The sequence below is a fragment of the Niastella sp. sgz303648 genome (assembly GCF_059587045.1).
The window spans coordinates 95,387-120,271 of sequence record NZ_JCAPSW010000010.1 but is presented as its reverse complement, the minus strand read 5'-3'; the positions used below and the strand labels follow the sequence as shown (position 1 = coordinate 120,271).

Below are 24,885 nucleotides of genomic sequence, written 5' to 3'. Positions count from 1 at the left end.
AGTCGCATGAACGACCTGTCGTACATTTTGAATGAATTAGGTGAAGATCGTGAACAATATTTCCGTGCCATTTCTCCACCCATTATGCAAACCAGCAACTTTGCCTTTAAAAAGGTAGAGGATCTGCGCAAGGTATTTGAAGACGAATACAGCACCTATTTGTACAGCCGCGGTTTAAATCCTACGGTTGATATTCTGCGTCAGAAACTGGCAGCATTAGACGAAGCTGAAGATTGTTTGGTTTTCAACAGCGGCGCTTCCGCCATTTTTGCTTCGGTATTTTCAAATGTACAATCAGGCGATCACATAGTGTCAGTTCGTAATCCATATACCTGGGCGCAAAAAATGTTCGATAATATATTGCCCCGGTTTAATATAACTACTACTTACATCGATGGAACACATATTGAAAATTTTGAAAGGGCCATTCTTCCCAATACCCGGGTAATATACCTCGAGTCGCCCAATAGCTGGGATTTTGACATTCAGGACCTGAAGGCGGTGGCTGAACTGGCTAAGGCTGAAAATATTATAACAATTTGTGATAACAGTTACTGCACGCCCCTGTACCAAAAACCTATTTCACTGGGCATTGATATGGTGCTGCAATCGGCCACCAAATATATAGGTGGTCACAGCGATGTAGTGGCCGGCGTGTTATCAGGCACCCGAAGCATGATGAAGAAAATCTTCGACAGCGAGTTGCTGAACATGGGTAATGGAATATCCCCCTTCAATGCCTGGCTGCTGATCCGTGGTTTGCGCACCCTGCCCATCAGGCTCGAACGTATTTCAAAAACCACCATTAAAGTAGTTGAGTACCTGAAAAAGCACCCCCGGGTCGAAGAAGTTATTTTCCCCTTCGATATCTCTTTTCCTCAATATAAACTGGCCCATCAGCAGATGACAGGCGCCTGCGGCTTGCTCACTATTGTTATGAAGGCAGAAAAAATGGAAGAAATTGTAACCTTCTGCGAATCTTTGCGACACATATTAATTGCAGTAAGCTGGGGCGGTCATGAAAGCCTGGCCATGCCGCGTTGCGCTTCGGTTTTGCCCGAAAAATTCGATGCAGGCAACCGCGAGCACAGGATGATCAGGTTTTATGTAGGGCTCGAAGAATCCGATTATCTTATTGCGGATATTGAACAGGCATTTGCTTCAAAATAATCCTGAGCGTCCTGAGCGGAGTCGAAGGAGTGGGACAATAATCCTGAGCGAAGTCGAAGGATCGGAACGGTAGGTCCTGAGCGAAGTCGAAGGATCGGAACGGTAATCCTGAGCGAAGTCGAAGGATCGGGCCAATAGTCCTGAGCGGAGTCGAAGGGCCAGTGTATTTTAACCGGTTACCACGTTAGGCGTAGGTTTGGATGCTGACTTGAAAAAACCTGAGGGTTTGAGGTTTGGCTGTTCTGAAGTGCTGAATCAATGGAACAGTTCAAAATAATGTAAACTTCAAAAAAACTCAGGTTTTGTGACCGTTTATCAAAAAGCAAACTGTTCCCCTTACATTACAATTACTTTTGGAATATGAAAAAAAGTAGGGTTTCATTGTTGATTACTATCCTTATCTGTAACCTGTTTTATACGGTTTCTGCACAGGAAAAATGGGATTTGCGCCGTTGCGTTGATTATGCGCTTGCCAATAATTTGTCGGTTCAGCAAACCGATGTACAGGCCCGGCTTACCGATGTGAACGGGCAGCAAACCCGCTGGTCGCAATATCCCAATGCCGATTTCAGTACCAATACCGGTTTGCAATGGGGCCGTTCAATTGACCCTACTACCAACCAGTTTACCAGTAACCAGTTATTATACCAGGGATATAACCTGAATGCCAGCCTTGTTGTTTTTAACTGGCACCGCATTCGTAATAACATCATGGCCGCCGATTTTAGTACCGATGCGGCGAAAACAGATGTAGAAAAAATTAAAAATGATGTAGCCCTGAATGTGGCTACCTATTACTTACAGGTATTGTTATCGCGTCAGCAGGTTGATATTGCCAAAGTACAAATGCAACGTACCCTTAGTCAGTTAGATGTAGCGCGTAAAAAAGTAGCGGCAGGCGCCGTTCCTGAGTTAGACGCGCTGACGCTTGAAGGGCAATACGCATCCGACAGTTCAAATTATATTTCGGCCCAGTCGAATGCCGATCAAAACCTGTTGCAGCTGAAACAGGTTTTGAATATTGATGCCGGTAAGCCATTTGATGTTACCACGCCCCCGGTTGATCAAATTCCGGTAGACCCTATTTTGCAGCTGCAACCCGAAACGGTTTTCCAGATTGCCCTGCAAAATCAGCCGGCGCAAAAAGCAAATGAATTACGCCTTAAATCGCTCGAAGCTTCTTTACGTGCAAGCAGGGCTGCCATGTATCCTACTATTGCTATCGGCGGCTCATTGGCTACTAACTTTTCAAGCCCCAATAAAAACACCAGTCAAACATGGAACGGTGGCTATGATGTTTCTCAGGCTTTTATCAACGTAGCAGGCACACCGTATAATGTAAATACACCACACATCGATATAACGCAATCGAAAAAATCGTTTGGCGATCGCTGGACTGGTTGGGGCACTCAAATGAACAACAACTTCCGGCAAAGCCTCGGCTTCAGCATTTCGGTACCCATTAACAGTAGCGGCAATGCCCGGTTTAATTATCAGCGCTCGAAACTAAACCTTAAAAATGCCGAGCTTACCAAATCGCTGGCCGATCAAACATTAAAGAATGATATTTACAAAGCGTATTTCAGTGCTTCAGCAGCTTTGGAAAAATTTAATGCTGCTAAAACTTCTGTAGCTATCAATCAAAAAACATACGACTTTGCCAAAAAACGATACGACCTCGGACTGCTAAGTACATTTGATTTAATTCTGAGCCAGAACAACCTCAGCCGTGCCCAACTTGATCTTGCCGGTGCGCAGTTCGATTATGTGTTTAAAATGAAAGTGCTGGAGTTTTATAAAGGGCAGGGCATTAAATTATAAACCGGGAAAACCATTTCATTATGAAGAAAAGAAAATTATTATGGATCTTTTTAGGCCTTATTATATTGGTAATACTGCTTGTAGGGCTGAAAAGCGCCGGCGTTCTTGGCAAAGACGAAGGCCTGAAAGTGGCCACTGAAAAAGTTGTTCGCCGCGATATTACCGAAACCGTAAACGCCAGCGGTAAAGTATATCCCGAGATAGAAGTAAAAGTAAGTCCTGATATTTCGGGCGAAATTGTTGAACTGAAGTTGAAAGAAGGCGATAGCGTTAAAAGAGGGCAGGTGCTGGCGAAAATATATGCTGATATTTATTCAACCCAGCGAAACCAGGCCGCTGCAGAAGTAAACAGGCAACAGGCGCTTGTAGATAACAGTAAGGCCCAGCTATCGAGCTTGAAATCGTCGCTTGATCTGGCGAAAAAAACATTTGAGCGGCAGAAGCAGCTGGCGGCAGAAAAAATAATTTCAACAGCTGAATTTGAACAGGCCGAAAATTCATTGCGATCGGCGCAGGCCGGTTACGATGCGGCACTGCAGAGCATTCGCAGTGGCGAAGCCGGCATTGCCAGCTCGCGCGCCAGCCTCGACAGGGCCGACAAAGATTTAAGTCGAACAGCCGTGTTGTCGCCTATGAGCGGAGTGGTTTCGTTACTGAATGTAAAAGCAGGCGAAAGAGTAGTTGGTAACTCCATGATGGCCGGTACCGAAATGATGCGTATAGCCGATATGAACATATTTGAAGTGCAGGTAGATGTAGGCGAAAACGACATTCCGAAAGTAAAGCTGGGCGATTCGGCCCTGGTAGAGGTAGATGCTTACAACAATCGCAAATTTAAAGGCCTTGTTACACAAATTGCCAGCAGCAATACCACAGCCAGTTCATCATCGTCGGGTAGTTCAAATGATGTAACCAATTATAAAGTGCACATCAGGTTGCTGCGCGAATCGTACAGCGATTTGTTTGATCCGGCGCATCCTAAAAATTTCCCCTTCAGGCCCGGTATGAATGCCAGCGCCGACATTCAAACAAGAACAAAAGCCAATGTGTTGTCGGCTGCCATCAATGCCGTTACCACACGCGAAAAAGGCACCGATAAAGTTGTAGGCGACGATAAAGACAAGGATAAGAATAAAGACGACAATTCGCAGGATGCCGATAAATCAAAAACCGCTACCGATCTGGATGAAGTGGTGTTTATTTTACAACCCGATGGCAAAGTGAAAAAAGTAGTTGTAAAAACCGGTATACAGGATATTAACAACATAGAAGTAACTCAGGGCTTAAAAGTGGGCGATGAAGTTGTGGTTGCGCCCTATAATGTCATCAGCAAAACTTTAAAAGACGGTACAAAAGTAAAAGTAGTGCCAAAGGATAAGTTGTTTGAAGTGAAGAAGTAGAAGTCAGAAGTCGGAAGTAGGAAGTCAGAAGAACCCAATATTTTGACCTCCTACTTCAAATTCATTCCTGTTATTACCATCTTTCTTACTTCTTATATCTTACTTCCTGCTTCTTTCCCAATTTGCTGCTCGCCACTTGCAACTCCCATTTCCGGCCTCAGACTTCGGACTTCCGACTTCAATTCTTACTTTTGGGGCAAACAAAAACTACATGCAACTGGGTATCATCGGCAGTGGAAGCTGGGCTACGGCGTTGGCAAAAATCTGTACAGACAATAAGCAAACAATCAATTGGTGTGTTCGGTCAGAAGCCATTGTAAAACATCTGCAACAACGGCATCATAATCCCGGTTATTTAAGCTCGGTATATTTCGATACAGGTTTGCTGAACCTGAGCACCGGCATTGCCGAAACCATTGCCGCCAGCGATTGCATAGTTATTGCCGTGCCTTCGGGATATGTTACCGATACATTGAAAGGCCTTTCTGAAAATGCTTTCGAAGGCAAAAAAGTAATATCGGCTGTTAAAGGCATTTTGCCCGATAATAACCTGCTGCTGAACGATTATCTGAAACAACAATTCAAATTTCCTTTATCGGATTATTTCACTGTAATGGGGCCTTGTCATGCCGAGGAAGTAGCTGCTGAAAAGCTATCCTACTTAACTTTTTCGGGTATTGATGTGCTCATGGCTGAAAAAATTGCCGCCTGTTTTACCACCGAATACCTGAATACGATTGTTAACAGCGACGTATATGGTGTACAGTATGCAGCGGTTTTGAAAAACATTTACGCTTTGGGCGCCGGTATTGCCCACGGCCTTGAATATGGTGATAATTTCTTAAGTGTTTTAATTGCCAACTGTGCCGATGAAATGGCCTGTTTTCTTAAAAAAGTAGGCATTCAGCATATTGAAGTGGGTGTGCATGATGGCGAAGATCCTTTAACACACCGTAAAATACCAAACTATGCCGCTTCGGTATACCTGGGCGATTTGCTGGTAACCTGTTATTCACTGTATAGCCGTAACCGTACTTTTGGGAATATGATTGGCAAGGGTTATTCGGTAAAAGCCACCCGGCTCGAAATGAACATGGTGGCTGAAGGTTATAATGCCAGCAAATGTATTTATATAGTAAATAAAGATATATGTGCCGAAATGCCTATTGCCGAAACCATTTACCGAATTCTTTGGGAAAATATTAAACCGGGAGATGGTTTTAACCTGGTTGAGAAAACGCTGGTCTAATTTGAAAATTTGAAAATGTGCTAATTTGAAAATGTAACAAGCTGGCCTCATTTTAAGAAACCTTTACAACAGTCGGCTTGTTGTATATTAGAAACATTTCTTACATTGAGGTTAACGACAAACTATAAACCACAAACCTCAAACAAAAGAATGCCTTTATCATTCGGACCATATGGTGTTACTGCAATGCTGGTACTGGTGGGCATTGTGATTATAAATGAGGTGATAAAACACGTCAAAAAAGATCATCATTCCGTATAATTATTCTGTAAAGCTTATTGCTGCAACGTATCTGAGCCATGTATGACCCATGTCTGCTCCATATCTGCGCCATAGTGAACCCATATTAACAGTAAAACATCAGTAAGGCAATAGTAAGAGAATAGTAAGGGAATAGTAAGAAGATTTTATTGCGATTGGCAAATGAAGAAATTAAAGCATCGCAAAATAATAAAATCAGCAACATGTGGGATTCGTTTCATACAAATAAAGCCGACGCTATTCCATCGGCAAAAAGTTTGCCCTCTTTGGTTAATTGAAGTATTCCGTTATAATTTTTTAGCTTACCCGTTTCGATAAACTGGTTGCTTACCTGCAGCAGTTTACTGCTTATTGTTTCACCAAACCGGTTAGAAACATATTGCACATCCAGTCCTTCCATAGTTCTGAGCGATGTCATAATGTATTCGTTCAGCCGTTGTGTATCAGTTAGCTCTTCTTTATCAAAAGGTATTATGTTGTTATTGAGCGACTGAATATACAACGCGTTATTCGATATATTCCATTGCCGCGATTCGCCATTGAATGAATGCGCCGAAGGGCCCAGTCCCAGGTAGGCAGCGCCCTGCCAGTATGAACTGTTATGCCGGCTGCGTTTACCCGGCAAGGCAAAGTTCGAAATTTCATAGTGCTCATAGCCCGCCTCCTGCATCCAGTTAGTCAATAATAAAAATTGTCTTGCCTGATCATCGGTATTAACATCGATTGTTTTGTGCTTATTGATCATATGGGCAAGCGCAGTACCGGGTTCTACCGTTAATGCATAACAGGATAAATGCGAAATGCCAAGACTAATGGCCTGATGTACATTATGCTGCCATTTTTCGTCGGGCAAGGTAGGTCCGCCGTAAATAAGGTCGATCGTGATGTTATCGAAATACTTTTTTGCCAATTGCAAATTGTCAATTGCCTGTTGTGCATTGTGCGCCCGGTTCATCCAGCGCAGGTCTTCTTCAAAAAAAGATTGCACTCCAATGCTTAACCGGTTAATGCCGGCCAGTTTCCATTCGCTTAATTTTTCGGCATTAAGGTCGTCGGGATTGGCTTCCAACGTAATTTCAGCCCCGGCATCTACTAAAAAATTTTGACGCAATGCCTGTAAAATGGCCTTTAGCTCGTCGATTGTTAACAGCGATGGGGTGCCGCCGCCAAAATAAATGGTGTTCACCGGTTCGGCGGGCAGATAATTTGTTTGCAGGCCGATTTCCTTCAATAAAGCACCAACAAATTCGTTCTTTAACTTCAATGAAGTGGAAAAGTGGAAGTTACAATAATGACAGGCCTGCCTGCAAAACGGTATATGTAAATAAATGCCTGCCATCGTATTCCGTATTTTTATCGAATATTACAGTTTAAATTAATTGTTCAAAGTCGAGATGGCAAAGATAGTGTCATGTTGTAAGTATTTTGCCACAACTGAAATAACCGGTCAGTTATCACAGGCTTTTGTTACCTGCCAGCCCTTACCTGCGAACTGCGAACCACCCGTCACAAACCGCGAACTGCCAACTGCAAACTGCTTCCGGCTTCAGCCGGCACAAATTTCCAACCGCCAACTACAAACCGCCAACTGCAAACTGCCAACCCGCTTTCGCCTTACGGTATTTGCCATTTTGCTGTTTTTCCCTTTTTTACTTCAGGCCCAGTACAGATTACAGATCAAACCGGTCGATAAAGATTCAGCATTCATCTATAATACCCTGCGCCTGCAAACCAGTTTCAAAAACCAGCTGCTGTGTAAGAACTATGTGGCCGGGTTGCCTGCTTTGCTGCAATCGAAAGGTTATCCGGCTGCTTCGGTTGATACGGCTTCGTTCGATTCAACGGGCGCCATGTGTCATGTATATATAGGTGAGCTATTTCAGTGGGCTCACCTGAATGTTGATTCGGTTGATAAAAAATTGCTCGATGCCATTAACTGGAACACCAAAACACTGAACAAACATGCTGTTAGTTTTCAACAGGTGCAAACTGCGCAGCAAAAAATGCTCGATTACCTCGAAAACAACGGATACCCTTTTGCCAAAATAAAACTCGATAGCATTTCGCTTAACAACCAGCAACCGGCGGCCAATCTGGTGGTAGTTAAAGGTCCGTTGTATAAAATTGATAGCATTCGCAATTACGGCACTGCAAAAATCTCCTCTTCATTTCTGCAGCGCTACCTGAATATTACCAATGGCAGTATTTATAAAAAAGAAAAGCTGCAAACCATCAGCAAAAAGATAAACGATTTGCCTTACCTGCAGGAGCAACAACCCTGGAGTCTTACCATGCTGGGTTCGGGATCGGTTCTGAATGTATACCTTGTTCCCAGGCGAAGCAGTGAAGTAAATGTGCTGGTTGGATTTTTACCATCGAGCACTCAACTGGAAAATAATAAACTACAAATCACCGGTGAGGCAACGGTTAATTTAAAAAATTCACTGGGTAATGGCGAAAGCATTGGTATTAACTGGCAACAGATACAGGTAAAATCGCCCCGCCTTAATTTATCATTTCAGCAACCTTACCTGTTTGGTTCGCCGTTTGGGGTGAATTTCAATTTCAACCTGTTCAAAAAAGATTCGTCGTATGTGAATATCGATATGTTGCTGGGGGCGCAATACGCTTTGTCGGGCAGCCAGAGCGGAAGCGTGTTTATTCAGAATTTTCAAACCAATGTATTAACGGTTGATACCATAAGCATAAAAAGCACCCATACCCTGCCTCAACAGGCCGATATCAGTTCGGTAAACCTGGGTATTAATTACGACTGGTTCAATACCGATTACCGGTTCAATCCACGTAAGGGGAACGAGTTACAGCTCACCCTGATTGCCGGATCGAAAAAGATTAAAAGGAATAATGTTATTGTACAACTGAAAGATGAAAGCGATCCGTCTTTTAATTTTAGCAGTTTATATGATACGGTTCGGTTAAATTCATATCAGTTTCGCATAAAAGGATCAGCAGCGCACTTTTTTAAATTAACCCGCTTCTCTACCCTGAAAATGGCTGCCAATATAGGTTTGTTTCAAAGTCCGGTTATCTTTCGCAATGAATTATTTCAGTTAGGTGGATATAAATTATTGCGTGGTTTTGATGAAGAAAGCATTTTTGCATCGCAATACGGGGTAGGTACGGCAGAATACCGGTACCTGGTGGGCCGCAATTCATTTATGTTTTGTTTTGTTGATATGGGCTGGTCGAAGAATACCGCTACATATGCAAATACTTCAAATAGTTACTGGGGAACAGGAATAGGCATGGCATTTGAAACCAAAGCAGGCATTTTTAATATATCTTATGCAGTGGGCAAGCGAAACGATACAAAGTTCAATATGCGGCAGGCAAAGATTCATATCGGGTATGTTAATTACTTTTAATATGAATCCGCGGCTGAGCGAAGCATCAAATTATTATTAAATAAAATTCTTTTCAGGCAATGACCGCACTACAATATTTTTGCAAACCCAAATGTTCCCTGTGAAGAAACTGTTACTACTTGCTTTTTGTTGTTTATTGATGGCTGTTTCGCTCGCACAAAGCGGTCAGGATACTATTTCTAAGGAACAGCGCGATACTCCCGGTATCAAAAAAGATACAACTCTTCGGGTAGTACCCGACACGGGGTTATCGAATGCAGTGGTGGTGCCTGTCGACAGCACCCAGCTTAACAAAGCGCCTGTTATTCAAAAAAAACCCGATTCAGATATTCCCGAAGCATCGGTCATGAGCGGTCCGCCGGTGCCTGCCACCCGGCCTTCGGTGCAGGGTTTTGAAAAGGCATTGCTCAATCATCCTTATTTTAATTTTTATGGCCAGGGCGTGTTGATCACCGAACTTTTGAAAAAGTCGGGTAACGACGAAAGCATGTTCTATTTTCTGGCTGCGTTGTTGTTCTTCTTCGGTTTTATCAGAATCGTATTCATGAAGTACCTCGATAACCTGAATACACTGTTTTTCAGGGTTACCATGAGGCAGCAGCAGATCCGCGACCAGGTGCTGCAATCGCCATTGCCATCGCTGTTCCTGAATATTCTGTTTGTTATTTCTTTGGGTTTGTTCCTGAGCTTTGTGGCCGACTATTATAATATTGTACCGGGTATGAACCGGTGGCTGTTGCTTTTATACTGTTGCCTGCTGATAACCGCTATATACCTGGGCAAGTTTATTATGCTTAAAATGATCGGCTGGATGTTTAATATCAGGGTGGCGGCCGATACCTATATATTTATTGTATTCCTGGTAAATAAGATGATGGGAATATATTTGTTACCGGTTTTGCTTTTTATGGCCTTTGCCAAAGGACCTTTTTTAACGGTTTTGCTAACTTTGACTTATGTTTTTATAGTTATATTATTTATTTATCGGTTTATAATAGCGTATCGGCCAGTAAGAAATGAGATTAAACTCACAAGATTCCATTTTTTTGTTTACCTTTGCGCCTTCGAAATAGCACCCCTTTTGTTGATTTACAAGGTGTTATTGATTTTTGTGGAAAGAAGTTATTAACTTTGCAAATCCATACGTTAGCTAATTATGGTCAAAAACGGGGCTAAAACGGTAGCAACAGCTGCTCAAACCATTAAAAGAATCCTGATTACGCAACCCAGGCCGGAAACCGATAAATCGCCGTACTTTGAATTGGCACGCAAGTACAGCGTTGAATTGGATTTCTTCCCGTTTATACGCCTTGAAGGGCTTCCTGCCAAAGAGTTCCGCAAACAGAAAATTGAAATTGCCAATTATACAGCAGTTATCTTCACAAGCCGTCATGCTATTGACCATTTCTTTCGCACCTGTGAAGAAATGAAAGTTAACGTTTCGCAGGATACCAAATACTTCTGCATTACCGAAGCTGTAGCTCTGTACCTGCAAAAATTTATCCTGTATCGAAAGCGCAAGGTTTTTTACGGAGCCGATGGAACCAATAAAAGCATGTTTGATGTAATAAACAAACATAAAGAAAACGAGAAGTTCCTGTACCCCTGTTCCGAAAACCAGCAGGATAATGAAATTATAAACTGGCTCAAGGCTAATAATTGCGAGTTCGCCACTCCATTCATGTATCGTACCATCAGTAATGATGTAAAAGAACTGCTCACAAAAACCGAGTACGATATCATTTGCTTTTTTACTCCCAGCGGCGTTAAAAGTTTGTTCGATAACATTCCAACTTACCAGCAAAATGGTACCCGAATAGGGGCCTTCGGAAGTAACACTTCCCGTGCTGTGGAAGATGCCGGTTTAACGATCGATATAAAAGCCCCCGCTCCACAGGCGCCTTCAATGGTAGCTGCTTTGGAACAATACCTTGCGGCACATGCCAAAAAGAAGGCATAAAGGCATCGAGGTAAAAAGGCCTAAAGTCATAAGATACAGGTTTCAGGTTACATGGTAACCCTGAAGCTTGAACTCTGTAACTTGTAACCCTGCCCTACTTTTTCATTTCTCATTTCTCATTCTTTATTTCTCATTTCCAGCTTCGAAGCCTGTAACCCGCACTTAACCGTACTCATTTTTTGACTATAGGTTACGTAAATCATTTTTCCTGTGCCCTTTCTCTTGTAATTTGTGTTTAACTTACCAATATGGCAGGAAATCCCAACAAACTGGCACAGGAAACGAGTCCTTATTTATTACAGCATGCTCACAATCCGGTAAACTGGTATCCATGGGGCGATGAAGCACTGCAAATAGCACAGCAGGAAGATAAGCCAATGCTGGTGAGCATCGGGTATGCCGCCTGTCACTGGTGCCATGTAATGGAAAAGGAAAGCTTTGAAGATGAAGAAACGGCTGCCATCATGAACAAGCATTTTGTAAATATCAAGATCGATCGCGAAGAGCGGCCCGATCTTGACCATATTTATATGGATGCCGTTCAGGCTATGACCGGCAGCGGAGGATGGCCATTGAATGTTTTTTTAACCCCCGATGGCAGGCCTTTTTATGGTGGTACCTATTTTCCACCAAAAGCTATGTATAACCGCGCTTCGTGGAAAGACGTATTGCTGGGCGTAGCCAATGCGTATACTGAAAAGCGGCAGGATATAAACACCCAGGCCGCCAATCTTACCAGTTATATCAACCAGTCTAATTCATTTGGGCAACAGGCCACCGGCCAGATAGATTTTGACGCCATCTTTTCGCGCGCCAATGCCGGTACCATGTTCTCCAATATCATGAATACGGCCGATAAACAGGAAGGTGGTTTTGGCAATGCCCCTAAATTTCCACAAACATTTACAATTGGGTATCTGCTTCGGTATTACCATCTCACCAAAAACCGGCAGGCGCTTGACCAGGCCTGTTTGAGTTTGGATAAAATGATACAGGGAGGCTTATACGATCACCTGGGTGGCGGTTTTGCCAGGTATTCGACCGACGGGGAATGGCTGGTGCCGCATTTTGAAAAAATGCTGTACGATAATGCCCTGCTGGTAATAGTGCTGTGCGAGGCATGGCAGCTAACCCAAAAGCCTTTGTATAAACAGGCGGTTGAACAAACCCTGGCGTTTGTTGAAAGAGAATTGTATTGCTCCCCCTCCACCGGAGGGGGCCGGGGGGAGGCCGGTTTTTATTCGGCCCTTGATGCCGACAGCGAAGGGGAGGAGGGAAAGTTTTACGTATGGAGTTTGGCCGAAGTAAAAGAAGTATTGAAAGAAGATGCAGCCCTTTTTTGTAAATTTTACGACATAACCGAAGACGGCAACTGGGAACATAAAAATATTCTGAATATACGTAAGCCGCTGGCCGACTTTGCGGTGGAAAACAATATCCCCGAAACCACTCTGCAGCAACTGCTTGAACAAAGCCGCCGGCAATTATTGCAACAGCGCAATAAGCGCATACGGCCTCTGCTCGATGATAAAGTATTGCTGGGATGGAATGCCCTGATGAACAGCGCGTACAGCAAAGCGTACAGCACGTTTGGCGATGCCCATTATGCAGCGGTAGCGCACGACAATATGGAGTTTTTGTTGAACCGTTTTAAGGGCGAAGGAGAAAATTTTTTTCACACCTGGAAAAAAGATACAGCAAAATACCCAGCCTTTTTAGACGATTATGCGTATTTAGTTCAGGCGCTGATACAATTGCAGGAGATTTCGGGTAATACCGGATATCTTTATAAGGCCCGGTCATTAACCCAATGGGTGGTTGACCGGTTCAGCGAACATGAAACAGGCTATTTCTTTTTTACCGGCATCGACCAAAAAGATGTAATTGTGCGTAAAAAAGAGGTGTATGATGGCGCAATTCCGTCGGGAAACGCAATAATGGCGTTTAATTTGCATTATGTAGGCGTTATTTTCGACAAATCTGACTGGAAAGAGAGGGCAGTGAAAATGTGCGCCGGTTTACAGCAGGCCATACACAGGCACCCCGGTTCATTTGGCGTTTGGGCATCTATGATGCTCATGATAACCTGGGGAGTTGCCGAAATAGCTGTCATCGGAAAAGATTTTGAAGCCGTTCGAAACGACCTTTTACGAAACTTTCTTCCTTTTCGGGTAATCCAGTCCGCACCCCTTGCTAATAATGATTTACCCTTATTAGCCAATAAACCACCATCCGCTGATACACAGCTTTATTTGTGTAAAAACTACCAGTGTAACACCCCTGTAAGCAAATTGAGCGACCTGATCCGTCTTTTGGAAAATGTGTAAAAAATTAAAAATTAGGGATACAATAATCCAATTTCCGGGATCGTTTAGTTATGAGCTTATATCACGTATTGCAGTTTTAAAAAATAAATCATTTCTTGTGATGAAGTCGGTAAAACATTATTTTTGCCCAATACCCTTTAATATTATGAAAATGAAGAACCTATCCGCCTTAACAGCGCTGGTGGCTTTGATCTCCACCGGATGTGGCAAAGTAGGAAAATCCTCAGGCGTGCCTAATGATGGCCAGTTGCATGGAGTTTCTCCGGCAGCCAGGTATCAGATGACCAAACCCCCCGGAATGGTTTATGTACCGCCAGGAACCTTTCACATGGGTCCCAGTGATGAGGATGTTAACTATGCTTACACAGCCCGCAACAAGCAAATTTCCATTAATGGTTTCTGGATGGACGCAACCGAAATCACAAACAACGAATACCGTCAGTTTGTGCAGTGGGTTCGCGACTCTATCGGCGCCACTTTACTTCAGTACGGTAAAGAAGTAGATGGAACATTTAATGTTGACTGGAAAAAGGCCAAAACCATTAAGTGGGATGATAAGGCTACGATCGAAAAGATCGACCAGCTGATTCTTTCTCCCGAAAACCGCGTTTTCGGTAAAAAAGAAATCGATCCATCAAAACTGATATACCATTCAGAGACTTTTGAGCTGAAAAAGGCTGCTGCCCGTGAAAACGCCGGCAAACCCCGCTCTCAGTTCATAGTTAAAAAGAATGTTCCTGTATATCCCGATACACTGGTTTGGATCCGCGACTTCAGTTATTCATATAACGAGCCGATGACCAAACGGTATTTCGTACACCCTGCCTTCGGTAACTATCCCGTTGTAGGTGTAAACTGGAAACAGGCTACTGCATTCTGCGAATGGAGAACGCATTACCTCAATTCTTACCTCGAATCAAAGAAAAGACCTACTGAGTCAGATTTCAGGTTACCAACAGAAGCTGAGTGGGAATATGCTGCCCGTGGCGGTCGTTCTCAATCAATGTTCCCCTGGGGTAACTATTATCTGAGAAACAGAAAGGGTTGCTTACTGGCCAACTTCAAACCCGGCCGCGGTAACTACCCCGAAGATGGTGCTTTCTATACTGCACGCGCTGATGCTTACTGGCCAAACGACTTTGGTTTGTATTGCATGGCCGGTAACGTATCGGAGTGGACTTCTTCTCTGTACTACGAAGGTGCTTACAACTTCCAACACGATATGAACCCCGATATTCGTTTCGATGCCAACGATGATGATCCTCCGCGCATGAAACGTAAGGTAATCCGTGGCGGTAGCTGGAAAGACGTAGGCTTCTTCCTCCAAACCAGCACCCGTAGCTATGAGTATATGGATACGGCTAAGTCGTACATCGGCTTCCGTTGTGTGATCGATTTACCTGCTATGCAGAAGAAACGTTAAAATTTTGTTTATCGGTAAAATTTTTTAACGGCTATCCCGTTTTATTGGAGATTGATTTAACACAAAATCAAAATAGGTTCTTATTCTCTTAACCCTTTGAAAATCCGTTTTCTAAAAAAATCTAAAAATTTAAGTTATGGCTGGAGTTTCTAAATCTACTGAAAGACTGGTAAACGTAATCGTTTGTATGGGTGCCGCTGTAGTAATCTTCGGGGCCTGGCAAAAAATTACACACCAGGCGCTTGCTGACTTCTTTTTAACGGCAGGACTTATCACCGAAGCAGTTATTTTCGTTGTATATGCATTTTTACCGCCTCCCGGATCAGAAATGCATGCTATTGCAGAAGCATTACCCAAATTAGCCGGTGGCCATTCAGGAAACCCTGCCATTGATAAAATGGACCAGATGTTCCATGATGCCGATATCACTCCTGCCAACCTCGCCCGCTTAAGCGATGGTTTCAAAAAATTAGGTTCTACTGTTACTAATATAGCTGATGTATCTGATGTAGTAAAAACTACCAGCGACTATACAGCAAAAACCAAAGAAGTAACTCAGGCTCTGGATCAAATGAAAACCGTTTACCAGGGCGCTGCTTCTACAGTTTCAAGCTTTAATAATGCTGCCGACAGCACAAAGCAATTCCACGAACAGGTTCAGGTATTGACCAAGAATTTAGGTTCTTTGAATGCCATTTACGAACTGGAGTTGCAGGATACAAACAATCACCTGAAAGCTATGAACACCTTCTACGGCAACCTCGTACAGGCTTCTCAAACCATGCAGGGTAGCGTAGACGATGCTAAAAAAGCACACGATCAAATTGCTAAACTGGCAAACAACCTGAGCCACCTGAATACCATTTATGGTAACATGCTCACTGCCATGCAGGGTCGTTAATCAGGGTGATGATGTAATCATATCCGTATCCTGTTACCCATGTAAATGCGTAATCAAATGAGTGTAACTAAAAATTGTTTAAACTAAGAAAAACCTAAACCATGGCTTTACCCAAAGAGCCGAGGCAGAAGATGATCAATATGATGTACCTGGTGCTTACAGCCCTGCTGGCACTAAACGTATCATCGGAGATCCTGAATGCCTTCGCAACTGTAAATGGCAGTATTACAAAATCGAATGATTTAATTACTGATAAAAACCAGCTGACCTACGCGTCATTTAAGGCCAAATTAAGTGATCCCCAAACTGCGGCACAAGCCGCAACATGGGCGCCTAAAGCCGCTGACGCCCAAAAATTATCTGCAGATCTGTACGGTTATATTGATCAGTTAAAAGCAGATCTTGAAAAAGAAGCAGGCACATACGAGCACGAAGGCAAACAACTAATCAATGCCGATAACCTGGACGCAGCCACCCGCTTGATGGATACCAAAGGAAAAGGCAAAGAATTATATACCAAACTGGGTGACTATAAAAAACAAATGATCGCCCTGTTGGGTAGTGATCCTAAGGCTTCGTTCTATGAAAAATCACTCCCTATCGATCTGAATGTGCCTCAGTCTAAAGTTGGTAATAAATTCAGTAATGATGTAAGTGGCTGGACTCAAAGCTATTTCCACATGACTCCTGCCATCGCCGCTTTAACTATTCTGAGCAAATTCCAGAACGATGTTAAAAATTCTGAAGCCCAGATAGTTGACTATTTTCACTCAAAAATTGGTGAGGTAAAGCTGGTATATAATAAATTCCAGGCTATTGCAACATCAAATACTACATATGCTATGCCCGGAGATCCTGTTGAAATAACAGCCGGAGTAGGTGCATTCAGTGATGCGGCTAAACCAAAAATTACTATTAACGGTCAATCAATGCCTATAACACCCGATGGTACTGCTCTGTTTAAAACAACAGCCAGCGGAACAGGCGAGCACCCAATTAACGTAGTAATTGAGTATAACAAACCCGATGGTTCTGTTGATCGTGTTACCAAAGTCATTAAATATACAGTAGGCGTTCCTTCAGGAGCTTCAGTGTTCCTCGAAAAAATGAACGTAATGTATATCGGGGTAGACAACCCGCTGACTATCTCTGGTGGTAGCGTTGGTAGCGAAAAAGTAAAAGTAAGCTTTGCCGACGGTTCTATTAACAGAGCTGGTGGCGATCGCTACATTGCAAAACCCAGCCGCCCCGGTTTATCTAAAATTATAGTAAATGCAAACGGGAAAAATTTTGAATTCCCCATGCGTTTAAAATATTTACCTCCACCTGCAGCTTTTGTTGGCTCTAAGAAAAGCGGAAACTTATCTTCTGCCGAATTCAAAGCCATGGGTGCTGTAATTGCCAAGCTTGAAGAAACTGATTTCGAAGCTCCTTTCAAAGTGGTAAGTTACAGAGTAGGTGCGGTAGGTGGTCCTATCTCTATCTATGCTGAAGCTACCAACGAAGGCAACCGCTGGAATGGTAATGCTGCTCAGTTGATCAACCGCGCAGGTCCTGGTACAAGAGTATTCTTCGATAATATCATTGTAGTAGGTCCCGAAGGCAAACAAAGAGAAATTCCGGGCATGCAATTTAGCCTGAAGTAATAAATATATTAAAATAGGGAACAAATGAAGAACCGCATCATAAAATTGTGTTTGTTGCTGACTGTAATGGCTTTCACCGCCACAACAGTAGATGCCCAGGTAAAGAAACCTGTCCGCAAAAAGGCTGTACGGACTAATACTGCCAAGAAAAGCACTTCTAAAAGCAGAAATAAACCTACTGCCGCAGTTGTTGCTCCTCCGGTAGATACTGTAAAACCGGCTCCGCCTGAAGCCAAATTAGACATTCCGCCGATTAAAAAATCGCTGCGTAATGATAATGCGATCGAGCGCAACCTGGTTAAAGACCGTATTCCTTTACCCTACGAACACATTCGGGAAGATGATGCCGTTTATATGCAACGGGTATGGAGAGAAATCGACGTTCATGAAAAAATGAACCTGCCCTTCGTTTATAAAGCAGAAGGCGACCTGGGTAACCAGCGCTTCATTTATATTCTGCTGAATTCAATCAAAAACGACAGCATTACTGCATTTTCGCCCGTAGATGACCGGTTCACTACTCCCATGACCTTCCAGGATATCGTAAAAAGTCTGGTGGCAGCGCCACATACCATACAGGTTCCTGACCTGGTAAAAGACCCCGATGGTTCTAAAGGTCTCATGAGAGATACTACAATCGTTGAAGAATTTGATGCTGATAAAATAGAAAGGTTCTGGATTAAAGAAGACTGGGTATTCGATAAAGAATCTTCGCGTATGCAGGTTCGTATTCTGGGAATTGCCCCGCTGAAAACGATCACCGAGTCAGACGGAAGCTTTAGAAGCGTAACCCCCATCTTCTGGGTGTACTATCCCGATCTGAGACCGATCTTTGCAAAACATGAGGTATATAATGGTAAGAACTTCGGCGCCCGCATGAGCTGGGAAGAATTGTTCGAAAGCCGCATGTTTGCCAGCCGTATCATTAAATCAACAGTGAATAACCCGAACGATGAGTTCATTTCACAGTATGTTAAAGATCCTATTCTTGCCCTGCTCGAAGGCGAGAATATGAAAGAAAGGATCTTTAATTATGAGCAGGATCTGTGGTCTTATTAGTAAGGATTATCCACATTAAAGTATAACTAAGAGGGGTATCGTAAAAATACGATACCCCTTTTGTTTGTAACAGATAACCTGTTGGAACACATTATAATTGAAAGTTCATTGTATAAACATTATATCAATAATTTTTTTAAAAATACCCACATTTAGGTATTGTTTTGTGGTATTGATTCACTATTTTTACAATGGTTTTTCATAGGATATTGGATTTTAAAAACGGGGCTGGATGTCTATCCGGGCCCCTTTTTATTTATAGTAAGTTCTACCGCTACACTTCAAAGAAATGTATTAATTACACCCCTATTCAGTGCTAATTTGCCCCGCTTTCATTGGCAGGTGTATCACTCCTGGTAAAGTAATTTTTGATCAATGTTGCTTTGGCATTGCCTACTGAAACTGCTAATTCCTCAAGGCTCATTTCCCTGATGCGTTTCACCGATTTAAACTCTTTCAGTAATTGTTCGGCTGTATTTTTACCAATGCCTTTTATTTGTTCCAGTTCATTTTTAAAAGTTCCCTGGCTGCGTTTCTTACGATGAAATGTTATACCAAAGCGATGCACTTCATCGCGTATGGAACGTATTAATTTCAGGCTGTCGCTGCTGTATGGCAGTTTTACCGATTGCTGATCGCCGGGAAAAAATATTTCTTCTTCATTTTTGGCAAGGCCCACCACCGTCATTTTACCCTGCATGCCCAGTTCGCGTATACCCTCCAGCGCAGCGCCCAGTTGTCCCTTGCCGCCATCAATGATCACCAGTTGGGGCAAAGGTTCATTTTCCATTTGTAATCGCTTATAACGACGCGTAACCACTTCCTTCATGGTGGCAAAGTCGTTTATACCCTGCACTGTTTTTACATTAAAATGCCGGTAATCTTTTTTGCTGGGCACGCCATCTTTAAAACATACCATGGCCGATACAGGATAACTACCCTGGAAATTTGAGTTATCGAAACATTCAATATGAACGGGTACAACCGGTAATTGCAAATCGTGCTGTAACTGTTCCAGCACCTGTTTACGTACCGAATCGTCTTTACCATCCAGCTTCAGCATCTTCTTTTGCCTCATCTCTTCCCTGAAATAATTTACGTTCATATCTGCCATATCGAGCAGCTTCTTTTTATCACCTGCTTTGGGTATGGTAACTACAATTTCAGGCTCGGCATATTCAATATTAAAGGGAACAATGATTTCATGCGATAAACTATTGAAGGTCGATCGCAATTGCGCTATGGCAAACGACAATATTTCATCGTCGGGTTCATCGAGATGTGCTTCCCATTGCGATGTATGCGTTTGCACAATGGTGCCATTTTGCAGCATCAGGTAGGTAATAAACGCTGTATCGCCATCGCGCAGCATCGAAAACACATCTGCATTACCAAGGTGACGGCTTACAATAACCGATTTGGCCTGGTACTGCTCGAGGTGCTCAATTTTTTTGCGCAGTATTTCGGCCTTTTCAAAAGCAAGATTTTCTGCCGCCGCCTTCATGTCTTTTTTAAAATGTTGAATAACGGGACCGAGATTGCCTTTCAGAATATTTTTTAATTGCAGTAATCCTTCGGCATAATCTTCTTCGTTTTGCAGGTTTTCGCAGGGGCCTTTGCAATTACCCAAATGATATTCGAGACAAACTTTAAACTTACCCTTTTTAATATTGGCAGGCGTAAGGTTGAGTTTGCAGGTGCGCAGTTGAATATTGGTTCGTACAAAATCGATCAGCTCGCGAACTTTGGCTACCGAGGTAAACGGTCCCAGGTATTCGGAACCATCATTTATTTTGCGACGGGTAAGAAAAACCCGGGGAAAGTGTTCGTTTTTTATAACTATGTACGGGTACGTTTTATCATCTTTCAGGTTGATGTTAAAACGCGGCTGAAACTGTTTGATCAGCGAGTTCTCCAGCAAAAAAGCATCCTGTTCCGATGGAACAATGGTAAACTCAATGCGTTTGATGCGCTGAACCAGCTCATGTGTCTTATATGAGGTAAATGTTTTGGTAAAGTATGAGCTGACGCGTTTACGCAGGTTTTTAGCCTTGCCTACGTACAATAATTCATCCAGCGAATCGAAATATTTATAAATGCCGGGGTCAACCGGTAAAGTTGGTGCAATATGTGAAAATTCCTGTGACGTCATAATAACTACTCCTCAGCAAAATGTTGCGGGTCCCAGATCACCTTTTCCATAGTAGTAACAGCGGGCCCGCTATTTGGTTGTTGAATGGTAATGGTATAGAAATATTCCTGTATATTCCAGTTCAGTTTTTGGTGAAACGATGTATCGCCCCTGGTAAATTCCTTTTCAATATAAATACGGCTCACTTTATCATCGGCCAGGCTGGGCTTTAAATACACGATCACTTTTCGCAGGGGCCAGTCGGCCTGCTTTGGTGTATACATAAAATTAAGCAGCTCGGTGGTATTATCCATCATGGAGCTTTCAGTCATATGCTGGTTAAACAGCGCCGAGTCGAGCTCGGGAATGATAAACTGGCCGGCCAGTTTATTAAATTCGGGTAATTGAATATAAGCAGAATCCTTTTTCCCGTTTTTGCTTATCCTTTTTAAAATGCCCCCGGCAAATGAATCAACCTTTATTATATCGTTTTTAATAAAATCTGTAATTGGCAAATACGCGTTATTGCCAACAGAATCCTTCGTTTCAGGTGTATTGGGTGCCGGTTGTTTGGGTTTATGTTTACAGGCTATGGCCATTAATAACAGGGCCGGTAAAAATAATTTGATCCGCTTCATTTGGTAAAATTATCGAATTCGCCACGAATTTCAGGGGGCCCGCCGTAGGCGGATCTGTGACATCTCCCATAAAAAACAATAAGCTGCCGTAATAATAACAGCAGCTTATTATTTAAAGGTTAATAACCCGAAAATTAGCGGATAGTTTTGGCTACTCCTATCTTAATACCGTACTCAATCAGATGCTCGCGGATAGGATACTCTTTTATATAACTCGATAATAGCTGATAACGCAGTTGAGGCCCAACCTGCCATTTCAGGTCGCCTGTTTTATAGGAAATAAATGCTTCAGCACTTGAATTTAAGTTCCATTTACGTACCAGCGATGGCTCGGTGGTATATTTATAATCTGCAGTGATCAGATAAGTGTTCCTGTTCAGTAAATAGGTGGGCTGTATTGTTCCGGCAATGCCTACCTGTAATTTTTTACTACCCAGTAAGTTTACTTCCAAACCTAAGGGTACCGACAGCTGATAGTATTGGTTATGTAAATCCTGTACGGCATCGCCGCCAAAGTTGCGGTAACGGGTATAGGTAGTTATTTCGTTGGCTGCAATTCCATAACTGGTGTTCAGGGCAATAATGGCCTGTTCAGAAGTATAGGAGCTGTAAGCCTGAATATCGTACCGGGTATAATTAAACAGTAAACCGGTTTTGAAAGTAAGATTTTTGTTTAAGGCATATAAAATACTCGATCCCACCTCAAATCCGAGCGCCGGTTTATGGTTTACCAGCTTATCGGGATCACCGGCAATGATCGGTTGCAGCGGTAAAGTTTTTACGTCAGACGATGAACCGGCATAATTGCTGCCTTTGAGGGTGCGGTAGTTCATGGTTGGCGTAAAGGCAATTTGCCAGCTGACACGCTTCATTTTAGGCACCTCCAGTTCATACACGGCCATGTTTTGCAGCCAGTTTACACGTTTGGCATCTTCCTGTTCATTGTTCGTATTGCTGCCCAGCTTCTTATTGTCGATTGTTGCGCTATGCTGTAATAATTCCTCAGGCTGAACCTTTACAGTTTCATGGTCGTTACCGGCTATCGCCAATATATTATCTGATGGTTCAAGCTGCCAGGTTTTATTTACACGACCTGTTTCGGGATCGTACACCGGTGCTTCGGTATTGAAGTCGGGTGTGATAACAGGCTGCTCATTGGCGGCCATTGAAACAGACTGGTTAATATCAATAACAGCCGCTTTGTTATCGGGGGTGTTATTGGTATTGTTATTATCAGGGTTAAGCACAAACGTTCTTTGTTTGGCGCTGCTGCCTGTATTGGAGGCTGTTTGTTTATTAGGAGTTCCGAAGGGCACAATAACAGCTTTGGGGCTGGCGGCTGCTTCGGTTGATTTGGAAACGTTAGTAGAAGAGTTATTGCCGGCTATTGGCTTACCGGCCGTTGAAGGAGTGATAAATTCAATAAAGGTATAGTAACCTACGGCCGACAGAAAGAGCGCAAGACTTAACCAATACCATTTTCTGTTGGGGTGTAATGAACGGTGAATTCCCTTCCACACCTTATCAGAGGGATACATTTTATATTGGTCAGCTTTTTCTTTCAGCAGTTCTTCAATATCCTCATTGTAGAAACCTCGCTCCATATCATTATTGTTTGTACGGTATTGTTTTCATAGGATTAATGTATCAGTATGTCCGGTTTTGGTTATCTTCCTGTTGCTACTCCTAACCAGTTGATTTTTTCTTTTGGCCGCATAATGATTTTTTTCTTTACAAGGATGTCTTCCAGCATTTGCTTTGCCCGCGTATATTGTGAGCGGCTGGTGCTTTCTTCAATATCCAGCATGGTAGCAATTTCCTTATGTGAATACCCTTCAATAGCGTACAGGTTAAGTACCGTGCGGTAACCAATAGGTAGTAATCGAATACACTCAACTACCTGTTTGGCCTGAACGATCGAAGGCACTGATTCTTCGCGTACCTGGATGCTGGTTGCATGGATGATGTCGACGCTTTCGTTGAACTTTTTGTTCTTTTTGAGGTGGTTGATACAGGTATGAACTATGATTCGCCGTATCCAACCCTCAAATGCTCCTTTGTTCTGGAAGGTGTGTATCTGTGAAAACACCTTTATAAAACCTTCCTGCAACATGTCTTCAGCATCTTCCCGGTGGTGGGCGAACCTGTAACAGACAGACAGCATTTTGGGACTGTACCTATTGTACAATTCCCGCTGGGCAGTCGTATCATTACGTAAACAGCCTTGTAAAATGGCGTCGTCGGTCATATTAACCGTTTGGTTGCCCTGTAATTTAGACAATTTTTCGAAGTAATTGCTGCTCTGGTTATAAAAAAATTGCCTTTTTTCATAGGGTCCGGGGGCTGCCGCAGAAGCCAAAAGATGCTCTTGTAGCCTGAAAATGATAAATGTGCTATATTGGCGACTTTTACACGAAAACGCGCTGTTTTTAATATAAAAGGGGAACTATGGAAATTATCAGCCCGGTTACGAGGCTTACAAATGTTCAGGTTGCAGACACTATATCGACCCAAATTATAATCGACTTATATAAAAATGATTTTGATGTAGATGTAAGCAGGTTTTTCAGGGGCATAGATACTGTTCAGATATGCCGGTGCGCCGATACCGGTTTTTTGTTTTATTATCCGCTTACCATCAGCGGCGATGAGGGTTTTTATGACGACCTGAAAAGACAAATGCCCATTAAGTTCAACGCACCTTACTATGCCGAAACAAAATGGGAGCACGACATTTGCCGGCAATTTATTTCGCCAAACGACAAGGTATATGAAATCGGGGCTGGCAGCGGCGCTTTTCTTGAAAAGTTAAAAAAGAACAACGTAGCCAATGTTTTCGGATCTGAATTGAATGCCGACTCCATTGCTTCTGCTAAAAAACGGGGTATTGACCTGGAATATAAAACCATTGAGCAAAAAGCAAAAGAAGTAACTGCTGAATACGATGTGGTGTGCGCTTTTCAGGTGCTTGAACATGTGCCCGATGTGGCTTCTTTTTTAACCGGCTGTTTACACATACTAAAGCCCGGCGGCAAATTATTAATAGCTGTGCCTTATAATAATCCCTATATATTCGGCCATGATAAATTCATGTCGCTGAACCTGCCACCCCACCATACCGGTTTATGGAACAAGCCTGCCTTCGAAAATCTTACAAAGTTTTTTCCGGTTACGGTAAACAGGATCATCATCGAAAAATTACCTTCGGGCGGTTACGATTTTAACCGTTTTTTTGAAGTGAATAAAGATGTAGTTTACAAATCCGGTCAGCCGCTGAAAGGTGCTTTTGATTTCTTCTACCATAAATGGTTAAAACTCTTTCATTCGATGTACAGCGGCAAGAATATTATTGCGGTGTTCAATAAACGTTAAGGCCATGCCATGGTGGCGTAGGTTTTGCTGCTTTATCATTACATATCGTATTACCAAATCAACCGCAGGCCTTCGAAAACTGTTTGCTCTTGATTAAACAACTTCATGAAACCGATCGCCCGGTAATACGTGTAATTTTTT

18 protein-coding genes are annotated in these 24,885 nt (G+C 42.8%); 13 read left to right on the top strand and 5 right to left on the bottom strand.

Features of this window, described 5'->3' with window-relative positions:
• The first annotated feature begins 6 nt into the window (after nucleotides 1-6).
• The 4 genes from AC59IL_RS26255 (at nucleotide 7) to AC59IL_RS26240 (ending at nucleotide 5,640) form a co-directional block, all read left to right on the top strand.
• Nucleotides 7-1,170: a trans-sulfuration enzyme family protein gene (locus AC59IL_RS26255; protein ID WP_496555192.1), complete on the top strand. Its 1,164-nt coding sequence runs from the start codon at nucleotides 7-9 to the stop codon at nucleotides 1,168-1,170.
• 360 nt (nucleotides 1,171-1,530) lie between these two features.
• Nucleotides 1,531-2,991: a TolC family protein gene (locus AC59IL_RS26250; RefSeq protein WP_496555191.1), complete on the top strand. Its 1,461-nt coding sequence runs from the start codon at nucleotides 1,531-1,533 to the stop codon at nucleotides 2,989-2,991.
• Nucleotides 2,992-3,011: 20 nt separating this feature from the next.
• Entirely contained in the window at nucleotides 3,012-4,391 is a 1,380-nt protein-coding gene (locus tag AC59IL_RS26245) for an efflux RND transporter periplasmic adaptor subunit (RefSeq protein ID WP_496555190.1), read from the top strand.
• A 211-nt stretch (nucleotides 4,392-4,602) separates the two neighbouring features.
• Nucleotides 4,603-5,640, top strand: a complete 1,038-nt coding sequence (locus AC59IL_RS26240; RefSeq protein ID WP_496555189.1) for an NAD(P)H-dependent glycerol-3-phosphate dehydrogenase — start codon at nucleotides 4,603-4,605, stop codon at nucleotides 5,638-5,640.
• A 478-nt stretch (nucleotides 5,641-6,118) separates the two neighbouring features.
• Here AC59IL_RS26240 and hemW read toward each other — a convergent pair whose 3' ends face one another.
• A complete protein-coding gene (hemW, locus tag AC59IL_RS26235; protein ID WP_496555188.1) occupies nucleotides 6,119-7,240 on the bottom strand; it encodes a radical SAM family heme chaperone HemW in 1,122 nt (373 codons plus the stop codon).
• A gap of 55 nt (nucleotides 7,241-7,295) precedes the next feature.
• On the opposite strand from hemW, the gene AC59IL_RS26230 reads away from it, so the two are divergent.
• The 8 genes from AC59IL_RS26230 to porN all read left to right on the top strand — a co-directional run bounded on the left by AC59IL_RS26230 (nucleotide 7,296) and on the right by porN (nucleotide 18,603).
• A complete protein-coding gene (locus AC59IL_RS26230; RefSeq protein WP_496555187.1) occupies nucleotides 7,296-9,287 on the top strand; it encodes a BamA/TamA family outer membrane protein in 1,992 nt (663 codons plus the stop codon).
• Between the two features lie 100 nt (nucleotides 9,288-9,387).
• The gene (locus AC59IL_RS26225) at nucleotides 9,388-10,416 is read left to right on the top strand and encodes a DUF4271 domain-containing protein (protein WP_496555186.1); all 1,029 of its coding nucleotides are present in this window, start codon (nucleotides 9,388-9,390) and stop codon (nucleotides 10,414-10,416) included.
• 27 nt (nucleotides 10,417-10,443) lie between these two features.
• Nucleotides 10,444-11,247, top strand: coding sequence for a uroporphyrinogen-III synthase (locus tag AC59IL_RS26220; RefSeq protein WP_496555185.1), 804 nt, complete (start codon nucleotides 10,444-10,446; stop codon nucleotides 11,245-11,247).
• Nucleotides 11,248-11,495: 248 nt separating this feature from the next.
• On the top strand, nucleotides 11,496-13,574 hold the full coding sequence (locus AC59IL_RS26215) for a thioredoxin domain-containing protein (RefSeq protein ID WP_496555184.1): 2,079 nt from the start codon (nucleotides 11,496-11,498) through the stop codon (nucleotides 13,572-13,574).
• 151 nt (nucleotides 13,575-13,725) lie between these two features.
• The gene (gene porK, locus AC59IL_RS26210; RefSeq protein ID WP_496555183.1) at nucleotides 13,726-14,997 is read left to right on the top strand and encodes a T9SS ring complex lipoprotein PorK/GldK; all 1,272 of its coding nucleotides are present in this window, start codon (nucleotides 13,726-13,728) and stop codon (nucleotides 14,995-14,997) included.
• Nucleotides 14,998-15,133: 136 nt separating this feature from the next.
• Nucleotides 15,134-15,898: a type IX secretion system motor protein PorL/GldL gene (gene porL / locus AC59IL_RS26205; protein WP_496555182.1), complete on the top strand. Its 765-nt coding sequence runs from the start codon at nucleotides 15,134-15,136 to the stop codon at nucleotides 15,896-15,898.
• A 101-nt stretch (nucleotides 15,899-15,999) separates the two neighbouring features.
• The gene (gene porM, locus AC59IL_RS26200) at nucleotides 16,000-17,544 is read left to right on the top strand and encodes a type IX secretion system motor protein PorM/GldM (protein ID WP_496555181.1); all 1,545 of its coding nucleotides are present in this window, start codon (nucleotides 16,000-16,002) and stop codon (nucleotides 17,542-17,544) included.
• A 24-nt stretch (nucleotides 17,545-17,568) separates the two neighbouring features.
• Nucleotides 17,569-18,603 carry a type IX secretion system ring subunit PorN/GldN gene (gene porN / locus AC59IL_RS26195; protein WP_496555180.1) on the top strand — a complete coding sequence of 345 codons (1,035 nt, stop codon included), beginning with the start codon at nucleotides 17,569-17,571 and terminating at the stop codon, nucleotides 18,601-18,603.
• A gap of 316 nt (nucleotides 18,604-18,919) precedes the next feature.
• Here porN and uvrC read toward each other — a convergent pair whose 3' ends face one another.
• The 4 genes from uvrC to AC59IL_RS26175 form a co-directional block, all read right to left on the bottom strand.
• On the bottom strand, nucleotides 18,920-20,755 hold the full coding sequence (uvrC, locus tag AC59IL_RS26190) for an excinuclease ABC subunit UvrC (RefSeq protein ID WP_496555179.1): 1,836 nt from the start codon (nucleotides 20,753-20,755) through the stop codon (nucleotides 18,920-18,922).
• 5 nt (nucleotides 20,756-20,760) lie between these two features.
• Nucleotides 20,761-21,372: a hypothetical protein gene (locus tag AC59IL_RS26185; protein WP_496555178.1), complete on the bottom strand. Its 612-nt coding sequence runs from the start codon at nucleotides 21,370-21,372 to the stop codon at nucleotides 20,761-20,763.
• 134 nt (nucleotides 21,373-21,506) lie between these two features.
• Nucleotides 21,507-22,976 (bottom strand): outer membrane beta-barrel protein, encoded by a 1,470-nt coding sequence (locus tag AC59IL_RS26180; RefSeq protein ID WP_496555177.1) that lies wholly within the window; start codon nucleotides 22,974-22,976, stop codon nucleotides 21,507-21,509.
• 62 nt (nucleotides 22,977-23,038) lie between these two features.
• A complete protein-coding gene (locus AC59IL_RS26175; RefSeq protein WP_496555176.1) occupies nucleotides 23,039-23,653 on the bottom strand; it encodes an RNA polymerase sigma factor in 615 nt (204 codons plus the stop codon).
• Between the two features lie 167 nt (nucleotides 23,654-23,820).
• Here AC59IL_RS26175 and AC59IL_RS26170 point away from each other — a divergent pair, with 167 nt between their 5' ends.
• Entirely contained in the window at nucleotides 23,821-24,744 is a 924-nt protein-coding gene (locus AC59IL_RS26170; protein ID WP_496555175.1) for a class I SAM-dependent methyltransferase, read from the top strand.
• Nucleotides 24,745-24,885: the final 141 nt, after the last annotated feature.